Annotated in this window: 9 protein-coding genes; 7 read left to right on the forward strand and 2 right to left on the reverse strand. The window is 69.3% G+C overall.

Annotated elements, in window-relative coordinates; genetic code table 11:
• Window positions 1–57 precede the first annotated feature (57 nt).
• From EXU32_RS08725 to EXU32_RS08755, 7 genes are all read left to right on the forward strand, one after another.
• Window positions 58–825 carry a TIGR03084 family metal-binding protein gene (locus EXU32_RS08725; protein WP_130629551.1) on the forward strand — a complete coding sequence of 256 codons (768 nt, stop codon included), beginning with the start codon at window positions 58–60 and terminating at the stop codon, window positions 823–825.
• On the forward strand, window positions 822–2,555 hold the full coding sequence (locus tag EXU32_RS08730; protein WP_242612733.1) for an acyclic terpene utilization AtuA family protein: 1,734 nt from the start codon (window positions 822–824) through the stop codon (window positions 2,553–2,555). The genes EXU32_RS08725 and EXU32_RS08730 overlap by 4 nt, the downstream gene beginning before the upstream one ends.
• Complete coding sequence (locus tag EXU32_RS08735) at window positions 2,552–3,721, forward strand: acyl-CoA dehydrogenase family protein (RefSeq protein ID WP_130629552.1); 1,170 nt, start codon at window positions 2,552–2,554, stop codon at window positions 3,719–3,721. The genes EXU32_RS08730 and EXU32_RS08735 overlap by 4 nt, the downstream gene beginning before the upstream one ends.
• On the forward strand, window positions 3,718–5,316 hold the full coding sequence (locus tag EXU32_RS08740; protein WP_130629553.1) for an acyl-CoA carboxylase subunit beta: 1,599 nt from the start codon (window positions 3,718–3,720) through the stop codon (window positions 5,314–5,316). The genes EXU32_RS08735 and EXU32_RS08740 overlap by 4 nt, the downstream gene beginning before the upstream one ends.
• Before the next feature lie 7 nt (window positions 5,317–5,323).
• Window positions 5,324–7,366, forward strand: a complete 2,043-nt coding sequence (locus tag EXU32_RS08745; protein WP_130629554.1) for a biotin carboxylase N-terminal domain-containing protein — start codon at window positions 5,324–5,326, stop codon at window positions 7,364–7,366.
• Window positions 7,363–8,145 (forward strand): enoyl-CoA hydratase family protein, encoded by a 783-nt coding sequence (locus EXU32_RS08750; RefSeq protein WP_130629555.1) that lies wholly within the window; start codon window positions 7,363–7,365, stop codon window positions 8,143–8,145. The genes EXU32_RS08745 and EXU32_RS08750 overlap by 4 nt, the downstream gene beginning before the upstream one ends.
• Before the next feature lie 68 nt (window positions 8,146–8,213).
• A complete protein-coding gene (locus EXU32_RS08755; RefSeq protein WP_242612734.1) occupies window positions 8,214–8,741 on the forward strand; it encodes a TetR/AcrR family transcriptional regulator in 528 nt (175 codons plus the stop codon).
• Window positions 8,742–8,791: 50 nt separating this feature from the next.
• On the opposite strand, the gene EXU32_RS08760 is transcribed toward EXU32_RS08755, so the two are convergent.
• Both EXU32_RS08760 and dnaE read right to left on the reverse strand, forming a co-directional pair.
• Window positions 8,792–10,939 (reverse strand): S9 family peptidase, encoded by a 2,148-nt coding sequence (locus tag EXU32_RS08760; RefSeq protein ID WP_130629557.1) that lies wholly within the window; start codon window positions 10,937–10,939, stop codon window positions 8,792–8,794.
• Window positions 10,936–15,882, reverse strand: coding sequence for a DNA polymerase III subunit alpha (gene dnaE / locus EXU32_RS08765; protein WP_130629558.1), 4,947 nt, complete (start codon window positions 15,880–15,882; stop codon window positions 10,936–10,938). Before dnaE ends, EXU32_RS08760 begins: the two co-directional genes overlap by 4 nt.
• Window positions 15,883–15,894 lie beyond the last annotated feature (12 nt).

The following is a 15,894-nucleotide window of genomic DNA, read 5'->3' on the forward strand; positions in this document are numbered from 1 at the left end:
AAAGGCAAACAAGCAAGCACGCTTGATTGTTAATCGTCCACGTGCCACGCTCACCCCATGAGTGACACCGTGGCCTCCTTCCTCGACGAGTGCGCCGACCTCGACGCGCTCGTCGCCGACCTCGACGAACCGACCTGGGCCCGCGCGACCCCCGCCGCCGGGTGGACCATCACCCACCAGATCGCGCACCTGGCGTGGACCGACGAGATCGCTGACGTCGCAGCCACCGATCCGCAGGGTTTCGCCGCCGAGATCGAAGTCGCCAAGCAGGACCCGATGGGTCATGTGGACACCCGCACCGAGGAGGGCGCGAGGGCCACTCCCGCGCAGCTGCTCGCTCGCTGGCGTGCCGGCCGGGAGCGGCTGGCGCAAACCCTGCGCGACGCCCCCGCCGACACCAAGCTGCCGTGGTTCGGGCCGCCGATGAGCCCGCGCTCGATGGCCACCGCGCGCCTGATGGAGACGTGGGCCCACGGACAGGACGTCGCTGACGCACTCGGAGTCACCCGCACCGCCACCTCGCGGCTGCGGGACATCTGCCATCTCGGGGTGCGCACGCGAGACTTCGCCTACCTCATCAACGACCGCACTCCCCCGGCGCAGCCCTTCCGCATCGAGCTGACCGGTCCCGACGGGGACCTGTGGACCTGGGGTGAGGACGAGTCGGGCGAGCACGCGGTCACCGGTACCGCGCAGGACTTCTGCCTCGTCGTCACGCAACGCCGCGAAACCGGCGACACCGACCTCGTCGCCACCGGCGAGGCCAAGGAGTGGCTCGCCATCGCCCAGGTGTTCGCCGGCGCTCCGCGTGGGGCCGGCAAGTGAGGGCCGCCGATCAGGACGTGCTGCGGGTCGGCAACTGCTCCGGCTTCTACGGGGACCGACTGTCCGCGATGCGCGAGATGCTTCAGGGCGGTCAGGTCGATGTCATCACCGGCGACTGGCTCGCGGAACTGACGATGCTCATCCTCGGGCGCGACCGCCTCAAGGACCCCGACACCGGCTACGCCAAGACCTTCCTTCTGCAGCTGGGTGACTGCCTCGGCCTGGCCCTCGAGCAGGGCGTGACGATCGTGGCCAATGCCGGTGGCGTCAACACTCCGGGCCTCGTCACCGCGATCCGCGAGCTCGCGACGAGCCAGGGTCTGAGCCCGAAGGTTGCCCACGTGCGCGGGGACGACCTGACGCCGCGGGCGCAGGAGCTCGGTCTGGGCCAGCCGATGGGGGCACACGCCTACCTCGGCGGATTCGGCATCGCTCGCGCGGTCGCCTCCGGTGCCGACATCGTCGTCACCGGCCGGGTCACGGACGCCTCCGTCATCGTCGGGCCCGCCATCGCCCACTTCGGGTGGGGCCGTGAGGACCACGACGCGCTCGCCGGGGCCACCGCAGCCGGGCACGTCATCGAGTGCGGCACCCAGGCCACCGGGGGCAACTACTCCTTCTTCACCGAGATCGACAACCTCGACCACCCGGGCTTCCCCATCGCCGAGATCCACCGTGACGGCTCCAGTGTCATCACCAAGCACCCGGGGACCGGAGGCGCCGTCACGGTCGACACCGTGAAGTCCCAGCTGCTCTACGAGATCTCGGACGCGCGCTACCCCGGACCGGACGTCACGATGCGCCTGGACACGATCACGCTCGAGCAGCAGGACACCGACCGGGTGTCCATGACCGGGATCCGCGGTGAGGCTCCACCGCCCGAGGTCAAGGTCTCGCTGAACTCCCTCGGTGGCTTCCGCAACGAGATGACGATGGTCCTCACCGGCCTCGACATCAAGGCGAAGGCCGAGCTCGTCGAGCGTCAGTTCATGTCCGAGCTGACGACCTCCCCTGCGGAGCTGACGTGGACACTGGCGCGCACGGACACCCCGAACGCGCCGACCCAGCAGCAGGCCGCGGCGCTGCTGACGGTCGTCGCCCGCGACCAGGACCCCAAGGTCGTCGGCCGTGCCTTCACCCAGGCCGGCATCGAGATCGCCCTGGGCACCTACCCGGGCTGCCACACCCTCGCGCCCCCGTCCGCCGGATCGCCCTACGGGGTCTTCACCCCCGGATATGTGGCTCAGTCCGTGCCCGAGCACGAGGTCGTCCTGGACGACGGCACCGTGGAGGTCATCGCTCCCCCGCAGCAGACCCAGGCACTCCAACCGCTGCTCGGCGAGCCTGCGACCCGGGCCCGGGCTCAGGACGAGCCGACCTGTGCGGCACCGCTGGGCACGCTGGCCGGCGCCCGCTCCGGTGACAAGGGCGGTCACGCCAATGTCGGCGTGTGGGTGCGCGACGAGGCCGCCTGGCCCTGGTTGTCCGCGCTCATCACCCCCGAGAGCGTGCGAGAGCTGATCCCGGAGGCCGAGGATCTGCCCGTGAAGGTCACTCACCTGCCCAACCTGATGGCCGTCAACATCGTCATCGAGGACCTCCTCGGTGAGGGCGTGGCCTACAACGCCCGCTTCGACCCCCAGGCCAAGGGCCTGGGTGAGTGGTTGCGCTCTCGTCATGTCGCCATCCCCCTCCCCCTGATCCCTCACCCGACGGAGAACGACGCATGAGCTACGACGACTGGTCCTCGGAAGAGATGACGGCGCTGCGGGCGACCACCCGCGAGTTCGTCAAGCGCGAGGTCCTCCCCCACCAGGACGAGTGGGAACGGGAGGGCGAGCTGCCCCGCTCCCTGCACGTCAAGGCCGGAGAGCTGGGACTCATCGGCGTCGGCTTCCCGGAGCACGCCGGAGGCGGGGGCGGCGGAGAGCGTGCCGCGATCACCGTGGCCGAGGCGCTCCACGAGGCGGGGGCCGCAGGCGGCCTGTATGCCTCTCTCTTCACCGCCGGGATCGCCTGCCCACACATCGTCACCGCCAGCAACCAGGAGCAGATCGACCGCTGGGTCGCCCCGACCCTGGCCGGCCACAAGATCGGCGCGCTGGGCATCACGGAGCCCGACGGCGGCTCGGACGTCGGCGGTCTGCGCACCACGGCCCGCCGCGACGGCGAGGACTACATCGTCAACGGGTCCAAGACCTACATCACCTCTGGTGTGCGCGCCGACTTCGTCACCACGGCAGTGCGTACCGGTGGTCAGGACAATCCCGGCAGTCGGGGCCTGTCCCTGATGGTGATCGAGAAGGGCATGCCGGGCTTCGAGGTCAGCCGCCGCCTGGACAAGATGGGCTGGCGCTGCTCGGACACCGCGGAGCTGTCCTTCACCGACGTGCGGGTCCCGGCGAGCCACCTCATCGGCCCGGAGAACGCCGGCTTCCTGCTCATCGGCAGCGCCTTCCTCACCGAGCGGATCGCGCTGGCCGCGCAGGCCTACTCCCAGGCCCAGCGCTGCCTCGACCTCGCGACGCAGTGGTGCCGTGAGCGCACGACCTTCGGCGCACCCCTCATCTCTCGCCAGTCCGTGCAGAACACGCTCGTCGAGATGGCCGGGCGCATCGACATCGCCCGGACCTACACGCGGGCCCTGATCGACCGCTCCATGGCGGGCGAGGACCTGGGCTCGCTGATCCCGGCCGTGTGCTTCGCCAAGAACAATGCCACGCGCACCGGTGAGTGGGTGGCCAGCGAAGCCCTCCAGCTCTTCGGCGGGATGGGCTACATGACCGAGTGCGAGGTGGAGCGGCAGTACCGCGACATGCGCATCCTCGGTATCGGCGGTGGCACCGTCGAGATCCTCAACCAGATGGCCGCACGACGGATGGGACTCGTGGCATGACAATCCTCAGCAGCACGCTCGACTCGAGCAGCCCCCAGGCGCAGGAGGCGGCGGCGGCGATGAAGGCCTCCCTCGCCGAGATCGGTGTGGAGATCGCCAAGTCGGTTGCCGGTGGCGGCGAAAAGTACACCGCCCGCCACCACAAGCGCGGCAAGCTCACCGCACGTGAGCGGATCGAGCTCCTGCTCGACCTGGAGTCCCCCTTCCTCGAGCTGGCCACGCTGGCGGGCTACGGGTCTAACTTCACCGTCGGCGGCTCGATCGTCGCCGGCATCGGCCTGGTCTCCGGGGTCGAGTGCCTCATCCTCGCCAATGACCCCACGGTCAAGGGCGGGACGAGCAACCCCCCCGGCCTGAGGAAGACCCTGCGGATGCACGAGGTGGCTCTGCAGAACCGCCTGCCGGTCATCACCCTCGTCGAGTCCGGCGGCGCCGACCTGCCGACCCAGAAGGACATCTTCATCCCCGGTGGGGCGACCTTCCGCAACCTCACGCGCCTGTCCAAGGAGGGCATCCCGACGATCGCCCTCGTCTTCGGCAACTCCACCGCCGGCGGCGCCTACCTGCCCGGCATGAGCGACCACGTCGTGATGATCGAGCAGCAGTCCAAGGTCTTCCTCGCCGGTCCCCCGCTCGTCAAGGCGGCCACCGGTGAGGAGTCCGACGACGAGTCCCTCGGTGGCGCGGACATGCACGCCCGCGTCTCCGGCTTGGCCGACCACTACGCCCTGGACGAGCAGGACGCGATCCGCATCGGGCGCAACATCGTCTCGCGACTGAACCACCGCAAGGCCTCGGGCCCGGCGACGAGCGACCCGAAGCCGCCGCGTTACCCGGCGGACGAGCTGCTGTCGATCGTGCCCCCGGACCTGAAGTCCCCCTTCGACCCGCGCGAGGTCATCGCCCGGATCGTCGACGACAGCGACTTCGACGAGTTCAAGCCGCTCTACGGTTCCTCGCTCGTCACCGGCTGGGCCCAGCTGCACGGCTTCCCCGTCGGCATCCTGGCCAACGCCCGCGGCGTGCTCTTCAGCGAGGAGTCACAGAAGGCGACGCAGTTCATCCAGCTCGCCAACCGCTCGAACACCCCGCTGCTCTTCCTGCACAACACGACCGGGTACATGGTCGGCAAGGAGTACGAGCAGAACGGGATCATCAAGCACGGCTCGATGATGATCAACGCCGTGTCCAACTCGACCGTCCCGCACATCTCGCTGCTCCTGGGCAACTCCTACGGGGCCGGTCACTACGGGATGTGCGGCCGGGCCTATGACCCGAGGTTCGTCTTCACGTGGCCCTCGGCGCGCTCGTCCGTCATGGGCGCCACCCAGCTGGCCGATGTGATCACGAATGTCTCCCGAGCCTCCGCCCTGGCCCAGAGCAAGCCCTTCGACGAAGAGGGCGCGGCGGCCATGCACGCTGCCATCGAGAAGCAGATCAGCGCCGAGGCCATGCCCATGGTCCTGTCGGGACTCGTCTACGACGACGGCATCATCGACCCCAGGGACACGCGAGATGTCCTGGGAGTAGCCCTGTCCGCGATCCACACCGCACCGGTCGAGGGGACGTCCTCCTTCGGCGTCTTCCGGATGTGAGGAAAAGATGACCAACCAGCCCGAGATCTCCAGCATCACGCCCATCACCAGCGTCCTCGTCGCCAACCGCGGCGAGATCGCCCGACGCGTCTTCGCCGCCTGCCGCCGACGTGGCATCGCCACCGTCGCGGTCTTCTCCGACGCCGACGCCCACAGCCCGCACGTCGCCGACGCCGACGCTGCCGTGCACCTGCCCGGCAACGCGCCGGGCGAGACCTACCTGCGCGGCGACCTCATCATCGAGGCCGCCCAGCGGGCGGGCGCCGACGCGATCCACCCCGGCTACGGCTTCCTGTCGGAGAATGCCGACTTCGCCGAGCAGGTCCAGGCAGCCGGGCTGACGTGGATCGGGCCCGACCCCGATGCCATCCGCCTCATGGGCAGCAAGGTCGAGTCCAAGGCGCGCATGGCCGACGCCGGTGTCCCGGTGCTCAACCGGCTCGACCCGGCGGAGGTCACCGAAGAGCACCTGCCGGTGCTCGTCAAGGCCTCCTCCGGTGGCGGTGGCCGCGGGATGCGGATCGTGCGCTCCCTGACCGAGATCGACGATGCCGTCGCCTCGGCCTCACGTGAGGCGGCCTCCGCCTTCGGCGACCCGACCGTCTTCGTCGAGCGCTATCTCGAGTCCGGTCACCACGTCGAGGTCCAGGTCATGGCGGATGCCCACGGCACCGTGTGGGCCCTGGGTGAGCGCGAGTGCTCGCTGCAGCGACGTCACCAGAAGGTCATCGAAGAAGCGCCCTCCCCCCTCGTGGACCGGGTCGGTGAGCAGATGCGCACCGCGCTGCTCGACGCGGGACGCAATGCGGCGGCGTCCGTGAACTATCGAGGCGCCGGGACCGTCGAGTTCCTCGCCATGCCGGACGGGTCCTTCTTCTTCCTCGAGATGAACACTCGCCTCCAGGTCGAGCACCCGGTCACCGAGTGCGTCACCGGCACCGACCTCGTCGCCCTCCAGATCGAGGTCGCCGAGGGGCGCCAGCTCACCGGCGACGAGCCGACCCCCCGAGGGTGGTCGATGGAGGCCCGGCTCTACGCCGAGGACCCGAACGACGACTGGCGTCCCCAGACGGGGACCATCGCTGCCCTCGACCTGCCCGGGGTGACCTCGCACTTCGAGATCCCGGCACACCACGGGCTTCGCCTGGACTCCGGTGTCGAGGCCGGCTCGGTCATCGGCACGCACTATGACGCGATGATCGCCAAGGTGATCTCCTTCGCGCCGACCCGCGCCGAGGCCGCCCGTGAGCTCGCGTCTGCGCTGCGGCGCGGTCGGGTCCACGGTCTGGCGAGCAACCGCGACCTGCTCGTGGCCAGCCTGCTCCACCCGGAGATGCTCGCCGGCACCGCGGACACGAGCTTCTACGACCGTCACGACCCCACCTCGCTGACGGCTGACGCGTCCTTGGCGCCCGACCTCGCGGCACTCATCGCCTCGATCGCCGACGGTGCGCGCACCCGGGCGCAGCGGCAGGTCCTGGGCCCGGTGGGCGGTGGCTTCCGCAATGTGCCGAGCATCTTCCAGCGCCGGGGGTATGCCCACGGTGAGCAGGAGCTGCATGTCGGTCACCGGCTCGGTCACGAGGGCTTGGAGGTGGAGGCACTCCCGGCGGGGGTGACGAGCGTCGACATCATCGAGGCCACCGCGGGGTCGGTGGTGATCGACCTGGACGGGGTGCGCCGACGCTTCGACGTCGCGCCGATCCCGGCCGGTGACGGCGGCGACGCTGCGGTCGCGATCGACTCCCCGATGGGCTCCCTGACGCTTCGGGTGCTGCCACGTTTCGTCGATCCCGCTGCCCAGAAGCCGGCGGGCACCCTCGTCGCACCGATGCCGGGTTCGATCATCGGTGTCGCTGTGCAGGTCGGCGACGAAGTGACCGCCGGCCAGCCACTGCTCTACCTTGAGGCCATGAAGATGGAACACGAGGTGGCTGCCCCGGCCTCCGGCACGGTCGTCGAGATCTCGGTCTCCGTCGGTCAGCAGGTCGAGCAGGGGGCCACGCTGGCCGTGGTCGAGGACCAGAGCCAGGGAGAGGACGAAGCATGAGCACCCAGGACACCCAGCGACGCGTGAGCGTGACCACCGAGGGTGGCATCGCCACGGTGGCGCTGGACTCACCCCACAACCGCAATGCCCTGTCCGGTCTGCTCGTGGAGCAGCTGCGCGAGGCCCTCGAGGCCGCAGCGGCCGACGAGTCCGTGCGTGCGGTCGTGCTCACCCACACCGGTGGCACCTTCTGCGCCGGTGCGGACCTGTCCGAGGCCTCGGCTGCGCCGCAGGACGACCCGGCCCGCGCTCGTGCCGACGAGCTCGTCGACCTGCTACGGCTCATCGTCACCGTGCCCAAGCCGGTCGTCGGCGTCATCGACGGGCACGTGCGGGCCGGTGGCATGGGTCTGGTCGCCGCCTGCGACATCGTCCTCGCCGGACCGAGCTCGACCTTCGCCCTGACCGAGTCGCGACTCGGTCTGGCGGCCTCCGTCATCTCGTTGACGGTTCTGCCCCGGATCGATCCGCGCGCGGCGTCGCGGATCTTCCTCACCGGCGAGAAGTTCGATGCGGCCGAAGCGGCCCGCATCGGGCTGGTCACCCAGGCCCCGCAGGACCTGAGCGCGGCCCTGGCCGAGCTGACCGGCGACCTCGCGAAGTGCTCCCCGCAGGGCCTGCGCGAGTCCAAGTCGCTCGTCACCCACGAGCTGCTCGTCCACCTGGACGAGCACCGTGACCGGGTCGCCACCCAGTCCTCCCGACTGTTTTCCAGTGAAGAGGCCAGGGAGGGCATGACCGCCTTCCTGGAGCGGCGGGCTCCTCGCTGGTCGGCGTGAGTCTCGCACCGAAGCAGGATCGCAGCCGGGCCACCCGTCAGCGTCTCCTGGAGTCGACCGTTCACTGCGTGGCCACCCGCGGGTGGTCCGCGGCGACGGTCTCCGTCATCGCGGCAGATGCCGGGATCAGCCGCGGGGCACTGCAGCACCACTTCCCCACCCGGGAAGAACTCGTCGTCGCTGCCCTGGAGCACATGTTCGACGAGCGGCGGCTCATGGTCGAGGCCATGGCCCCGCCGCAGCTGACCGGCGCGGAGCGCGTCCACGTCGTCGTCCACACGCTCGTCGAGCTGTACATGGGCGACCTCTTCCGGGCGGCCCTGCAGGCCTGGGTGGCTGCGGCGGCCGACCCCCAGATGCTCGAGATCATCCAGCCCCTGGAGCGCCGGTTTGCCCGGGCGGTGCACGCGGCGGCCGTGGAGCACCTCGAGGTCGATGACGACGACCCGCACGCTCGCACGCTGATCCAGACCACGCTCGACCTGGCGCGTGGCCTGGCGCTGGCCGACCTGCTCAGCGACGACTCCAAGCGTCGTCAGCGCATCGTCGACACCTGGGCAGCGATGCTGGCCCACGAGCTGATCTCCGAGGCCTGATCTCGAGACCCGACCCTTGACGGGGTCGACCACGTCGGGGGCTCAGCGCGTCACGGGTTGAGGGTGTCGGCGCCGACCTGCTCGAGCAACCACGCCCACTCCCAGGCCGTCTGCTCCCAGGCGTCATAGCGGCCCGAGCGGCCACCGTGCCCGGCGCTCATCTCCGTGCGCAGCAGAATCGGACGCTCGGCATCGTGCGCGGTGACCTCGCGCAGCCGGGCCACCCACTTGGCCGGCTCGGTGAAGTAGACCCTGGTGTCGTGCAGGGAGGTCGTGGCGAGGATTGTCGGGTACTTCACGGGCGCAATGTTTTCGTAGGGGCTGTACCCGCGCATGTAGGCATAGACCTCGGGGTCCGACAGCGGGTTGCCCCACTCCTCCCACTCGCCCACCGTCAGTGGCAGGTCGGGGCGCAGGATCGTGGTCAGCGCATCGACGAAGGGCACTGCCGCGAGCACGGCCACGAAGCGATCGGGTGCGAGGTTGGTCGCTGCACCGACCAGCAGACCGCCGGCGGACCCCCCTTCGGCAGCGAGGCGTTCACGGGCCACCCAGCCGGTCTCGTGGAGGTGCTCGGCCGCCGCGACGAAGTCGGTGAAGGTGTTGCGCTTGGCCAGCATCTTGCCGTCGTCGTACCAGTGCCGACCGAGCTCACCGCCACCGCGCACGTGCGCCACGGCGTAGACCAGCCCTCGGTCGAGCAGCGACAGCCGAGCGATCGAGAAGTACGGGTCGAAGCTCATCTCGTAGCTGCCGTAGCCGTACAGCAGTCCGGGGTTGGTGCCGTCGGCAACGGTGCCGCGGCGCATGACGAGCGACACCGGGACCTGCGTGCCATCGGGCGCGGTCGCCCAGGTGCGCTGCTGCTCGTAGTCACTCAGCTCGACGCCGCCGAGCACGGGCTGGCGTTTGAGGACGGTGCGCTCCCCCGTCGCGACGACGACGTCGAGGACGGAGCGCGGCGCCACCCACGACTCGTGGATGACGCGGATGCGGTCGGCGTCAGGATCCGAGACCGGACCGAGGGCCACGCTGTGCAGCTCGTCGTCGAAGCCCACGATGGTCGGCGAGCCGTAGTCAGACCCGACGAAGGGAGCCGAGCGCGCGACCCGCGGCAGGATCCGTAGCGCCGGGAGCCCGTCAGCGCGCAGCGACAGGACCGCGAAGTCGTCGAAGGCGTCGATCCCGACGAAGCGTTCGCCCTCCGCGCGCTCGAGCAGGGGCTGCCACTGCTCGTGGCTGGTGGCGTCGAGCGGTGCCCAGGCGAGGTCGCCCTCGGGCTGGCGCTCGTTGTGCACGATGAGCAGGTGGTCGTCGGCGGGCTCGATGTCGTAGTCGATGCCATCGCGCCGGGGGGCGACGCAGCGCATGGGACCTGTGGGGTCGTGGGCGTCGATGAGGTGGACCTCGGAGGTGGTCTTGCTGCCGAGGCCGAGCATGATCCACCGCTCATCGCGGCTGGCGCCCAGACCCATCCAAAAACGCTCGTCGTCCTCGCGGTGCACGAGGGTGTCGGCCTCGCGGGCGGTGCCGACCTCGTGGCGCCACACCTCGTGCGGGCGCCATGCGTCGTCGACGGTGATGTGGAAGAGGTGGCGGGCGTCGTGGGAGAACGCGAGCCCGTAGCCGGCCCCGGTCACGGCCTGGTCGAGGACCTCACGCGTGGCGATGTCCATGACGACGACGTCGAAGCGCTCGTCTCCGGTCACGTCGACCGCGTAGGCCATCCGGGAGTGGTCGGCGCTGATCTCGAAGCCGCCGAGGGAGAAGAACTCGTGCCCCTGCGCGAGCTCGTTGCCGTCGAGGAGCACCTGCTCGCCCGGCAGCGGCTGCGTGGGGTCCAGCTCGGGGACGGCCGCGCGGTCGGTGAGCGGCGCACGGCACTGGATCGCGTACTGGCTGCCCTCGACGGTGCGGGCGTAGTACCACCACTCCCCGGCGGCGACGGGCACGCTCAGGTCGGTCTCGAGGGTGCGCTCCTTGATCTCGTCGAAGAGCCGCTGACGAAGGGGGGCCAGGTGCGCCGTGGTCGCCTCGGCGTAGACATTTTCGGCCTCGAGGTGCGCGATGACCTCGGGAGCCTCGCCGTCACGCAGCCACTCGTAGGGGTCGGCGACGTCCTCGCCGTGGTGGGTGCGGGTCCACGGCTGCTGCGCCGCGATGGGAGGTGTGGGGCGCTGCCCCGGTGCTGCACTCATGCTGATACCGCCCGTGCTCCGAGGATGACCTTGAGGTCGCCGATCAGCGCCTCGGTGGGTTCGACCCGATAGCTCGCGTCGACGGACATCGTCACCGAGCGGCCGGGTTGGACGAGCTTGATCTGCACGTCAGTGCTGCCGGGGTGCTGGGCGAGCACCTGCTTGACCTCTTCGATGCGCCCGGTCGTCGCCCGGGCGTAGTCGAGGGTGAGCACGACGGGCCCGCGGGGACCGTCGGTGATCTCGGGGATCGTCAGGTCCTCCGCATACAGCGAGACCGTGTCGTCGCGCGCATTGACCCGGCCACGCACGACGGCGACGATGTCCTGGGTGAGCATCGTCTGCACCGTCAGGTAGGTCTTGGGGAAGAAGAGGCACTCGATCGCGCCCTCGAGGTCCTCGACGGTCGCGATCGCCCAGAGGTCGCCCTTCTTGGTGCGCTTGACGCTCAGACCCGTGACGAGGCCGGCGACCGTGACGTGGCTGCCCTCCTTGACCCCGGAGTCGGGCTGGGTGAGCGCCGCGATCGAGGTGTCGGCGGCGCGCTGCAGCACGTGCTCGACGCCGAAGAGCGGGTGGTCGGAGACGTAGAGGCCGAGCATCTCGCGCTCGTTGGTCAGCTTGGTCTGCTTGCTCCACTCGACGTCCGGGACCGGCCGCAGCCCCATCCCCTCGATGCCGGCACCGGGCGCCTCGGCCTGGTCGTCGTCGCTGCCGAACATGTCCCACAGCGAGTCCTGGCCGATGGCCTCCTGGCGCTTGACCCCGACGAAGGCGTCGACGTACTCCTCGTGGACCATGACCAGGCCCTGGCGCGGGTGCCCGAGGTCGTCGAAGGCTCCGCCCATGATGAGCGACTCGATGGTGCGCTTGTTGCACACGGGTGCCGGGCACTTGGCGAGGAAGTCGTCGAAGGAGGTGAAGGCTCCCTTCTCCTCGCGCGCGGAGACGATCCCGTCGACGACGTTGCGGCCGACGTTGCGGATCGCGTGCAGGCCGAAGCGGATGTCGCTGCCGACGGCGGCGAAGGTCCCGACCGACTCGTTGACCGATGGCGGCAGCACCTTGATGCCCATGCGGCGGCACTCGTTGAGGTAGAGCGCCGACTTGTCCTTGTCGTCGCCGACCGAGGTCAGCAGCGCCGCCATGTACTCGGCCGGGTAGTTGGCCTTGAGGTAGGCCGTCCAGTACGAGACGAGACCGTAGGCGGCGGTGTGCGCCTTGTTGAAGGCGTAGTCGGAGAAGGGGACGAGCACGCCCCACAGCGCGGCGATGGAGGCCTCGTTGTAGCCATTGGCCTTCATCCCCTCGGAGAAGGGGACGTACTCGGCGTCGAGGACCTCCTTCTTCTTCTTGCCCATGGCACGACGCAGCAGATCAGCATTGCCGAGCGTGTAGCCCGCCAGCTTCTGCGCGATCTCCATGACCTGCTCCTGGTAGATGCAGTTGGAGAGCACCATGCCGGTGGACACGAAGTTGTGGACGTCGTCGACGGTGATGTCGTACACCGGCTCGGGCGGACCAGTCACCACCTGCTCGACGCGCACCCAGTCGAAGGATGCGTCGAAGTGGTCCTCCGCCGTTCCCATGGCCTCGAGGTAGGCCAGCGAGGTCTCGTTGAGCGGGTAGAGGCCAGAACCGTCGTACACGGGATGGGTCGTCTTGGCGGAGTCGACGTGTCCCTCACGCCAGAGGTGGCGTCGCAGGGCGGGAAGGGTGGCTGCCCCTGACCGCAGGCTGGCGCGGGCTGCCGGCGCCGTGGCGGCCCGAACGACGTCCCCGGCGTGGACGAGCATGTGCTCCAGCCCGACTCCCCGGCTGCGGGACGCCTTCGTCAGCACATCTCGCGGGGAGATCTTGCTCCGGTGGACCATGACGGGCGTGATGATCTGCCAGAAGCGCTCGTCGTAGACGTGCACCGTCCACGCGTCCTGGATGCCGTGGCGGGCCGACACATAGCTGTCGGCATGCGCGACACGGGACGGGATGCCGAGGCCGGCGAGCAGCTCCTGGACGTCCGTGGCCAGCTGGTGGCTGATCGTCTTGTAGTAGGCCAGCTTCTGGCCGACGTGGCCGTCCCCGTCCCAGAGGGCAGCCAGCATCCGGGTGCGCGACAGGACACTCGCTCGCTTGACGGCCTCAGGGACGAACTTGTGAGCAGCCGTCGTCTTGTCGACGTAACCGAGCTCGCGCAGCCATCGGTTGATCCCGATGGAGGAGAAGCCGCCGCGTTGCTGGTTGCCGCCGTTGCCCGTGCCCGCAGGTGATGCCGCGAAGCGCACCCGGGGCGCGGAGCGATCGAGGCAGTCGACGACCGGGTGGGTGTCGTCGAAGAGCCCGCGGGAGAGACGGATGACCTCTGCACGCAGCTGCGGGCTGGAGCTGATGAACGTGTTTTCGTAGAGGGTGATGTACCCGTCGGACACGAGATACCCGAGCAGCGCCGCTTCATCCGGCGTCACCGACGACGGATGCGTCCACTCCTGCACGTCTCGCGGCCGGGCGATCCGGTCGACACCCGGCACGAGCTCGCCCGCCGGGACCCAGCCCCGGGGAGTCAGGACCTTGTGATCACCTGACAGCCGCAGCATCTGTCCTGAGGACGTGTGGACAGCGAGGACGGGCTTGTCCGGCATCTGCCACCAATGGGTGACGCGACGCCGCACGACCTTGCCGTCGCCGTCCACCCCGAAGGTGAAGAAGCCGTCACGGACACGCTGCTCGAGCTCGTCCACGCGGACCCGCTCGCCGGTGTCAGCGTCGGTGATCGGCGTCTCGCCCGCGACGCACAACCCGTAGGTGGTGCCCAGGATCGGCCCGAGCGCGTCCTCCATCTGCGGCTGGAGCTTGCCCTTCAGCTGCGGGTCGAGCGGCACGACCTCCTGGCGGCCGTTCTTGCGCAGGGCGAAGTTGGTGTGCGCGTTGACACCCATCGGGCCGGGTCGGTAGAGCGCGAGGGCGGCGGAGATGTCCTCGAAGTTGTCCGGCTGCATCAGCCGCAGCAGGGTGCGCATGCCGCCACCGTCGAGCTGGAAGACGCCGAGCGTGTCACCGCGCGAGAGCAGGCGGTAGGTCGCCTTGTCGGTCATGTCCTTGCTCAGGGCGTCGAGGTCGATGTCCTCGCCGCGGTTGGCCGTGATGTTGATCAGGGCGTCGTCGAGGATCGTGAGGTTGCGCAGACCCAAGAAGTCCATCTTGACCAGGCCGAGCGTCTCGCAGGTCGGGTAGTCGAACTGCGTGAGGACCTGCCCGTCCTGCAGGCGGCGCATGATCGGGATGACGTCGATCAGCGGCTCGCTGGACATGATGACGCCGGCGGCGTGCACGCCCCACTGGCGCTTGAGGCCCTCGAGGCCCTTGGCCAGGTCGACGACCTCACCCAGGTGCTTCTCCGACTCGACGAGCTCGCGGAACTCCTGCCCCTCGCCGAAGCGGTCGTGGTCCTTGTCCCACATCTTGGCCAGCGGCACACCCTTGCCCATCACGTCGGCGGGCATCGCCTTGGTCAGCTGCTCGCCGACGTTGAAGGGGTGGCCCATGACGCGGGCGGCGTCCTTGACGGACTGCTTGGCCTTGATCGTGCCGTAGGTGGCGATCATCGCGACCCGGTCGTCGCCGTACTTGTCGGAGACGTAGCGGATGACCTCGGAGCGTCGGCGCTCGTCGAAGTCGACGTCGAAGTCGGGCATCGACTTGCGCTCGGGGTTGAGGAAGCGCTCGAAGATCAGGCCGTGCGGCACGGGATCGAGGTCGGTGATGCCCATGGCGTAGGCGCACATCGAGCCGGCACCGGAGCCACGGCCGGGGCCGACCCGGATGCCGTTGTCCTTGGCCCAGTTGATGAAGTCGGCGACGACGAGGAAGTAGCCGGGGTAGCCCTTGCCGACGATGACGTCGATCTCGTAGTCGGCCTGCTTCTGCGCGTACTCGGGGATGCCGTCGGGGAAGCGGCGGCCGAGCCCGGTCTGGATCTCCTTGATGAACCAGGACTGCTCCGACTCCCCCGGAGGGCACTCGAAGCGCGGCATGTACCGCCCTTCGCCCTCGACGAAGGAGACCTCGCACATGTCCGCCACGAGGAGCGTGTTGTCGCACGCGTCCGGCAGCTCGCGCCACAGGTGACGCATCTCGGCGGGCGACTTGAGGTAGTAGCCCTCACCGTCGAAGGAAAAACGGTCCGGGTCGTGCAGCTTGGACCCGGAGTTGATGCACAGCAGCGCGTCCTGGGCGATCGCGTCGCCCTGGGCGACGTAGTGCAGGTCGTTGGTCGCCAGCAGCGGCAGCTGCAGATCCTTGGCCAGGCGCATGAGGTCCTCGCGCACCCGGCGCTCGATCTCGTTGCCGTGGTCCATCAGCTCGAGGAAGTAGTGCTCCTTGCCGAAGATGTCGCGGAACTCCGAGGCCGCCTCGACGGCCTTGTCGTACTGACCCAGCCGCAGCCGGGTCTGGATCTCGCCCGAGGGGCAGCCCGTGGTGGCGACGAGCCCGTCGCCGTACTGCGACAGCAGCTCGCGGTCCAGGCGCGGCCACTTGGCGAAGACGGAGTCGAGCGAGGCCCGCGAGCCCATCCGGAAGAGGTTGTGCATGCCGGTGTTGTTGCGCGCCAGCAGGGTCATGTGCGTGTAGGCGCCACCACCGGAGATGTCGTCACGGGGGTTGGTGCGCTCGTCGCCCCACTTGACGCGGGTCTTGTCGGTGCGGTGCGTGCCGGGCGCGACATAGGCCTCGAGCCCGATGATCGGCTTGACGTCGTAGGACTGCGCCGTCTTCCAGAACTCGTGCGCCCCGAAGAGGTAGCCGTGGTCGGTCATCGCGATCGCCGGCATGCCCATCTCCTGGGCGGTCGAGAACATGTCCTTGATCCGCGCAGCCCCGTCGAGCATCGAGTACTCGGTGTGGTTGTGCAGGTGGACGAAGTTTTCGGAACGCGGCAGCTCGGACATCGACCCGAGTCT

The sequence above is a fragment of the Janibacter limosus genome, assembly GCF_004295485.1.
Taxonomy (GTDB): Bacteria; Actinomycetota; Actinomycetes; order Actinomycetales; family Dermatophilaceae; genus Janibacter; species Janibacter limosus_A.

What these genes read in the sequence shown, in the direction of transcription:
- EXU32_RS08725 (WP_130629551.1), top strand. Translation starts at nt 58, where the DNA reads ATGAGTGACACCGTGGCCTCCTTCCTCGACGAGTGCGCCGACCTCGAC.
- EXU32_RS08760 (WP_130629557.1), bottom strand. Translation starts at nt 10,939, where the DNA reads ATGAGTGCAGCACCGGGGCAGCGCCCCACACCTCCCATCGCGGCGCAG.
- EXU32_RS08740 (WP_130629553.1), top strand. Translation starts at nt 3,718, where the DNA reads ATGACAATCCTCAGCAGCACGCTCGACTCGAGCAGCCCCCAGGCGCAG.
- EXU32_RS08745 (WP_130629554.1), top strand. Translation starts at nt 5,324, where the DNA reads ATGACCAACCAGCCCGAGATCTCCAGCATCACGCCCATCACCAGCGTC.
- dnaE (WP_130629558.1), bottom strand. Translation starts at nt 15,882, where the DNA reads ATGTCCGAGCTGCCGCGTTCCGAAAACTTCGTCCACCTGCACAACCAC.
- EXU32_RS08750 (WP_130629555.1), top strand. Translation starts at nt 7,363, where the DNA reads ATGAGCACCCAGGACACCCAGCGACGCGTGAGCGTGACCACCGAGGGT.
- EXU32_RS08735 (WP_130629552.1), top strand. Translation starts at nt 2,552, where the DNA reads ATGAGCTACGACGACTGGTCCTCGGAAGAGATGACGGCGCTGCGGGCG.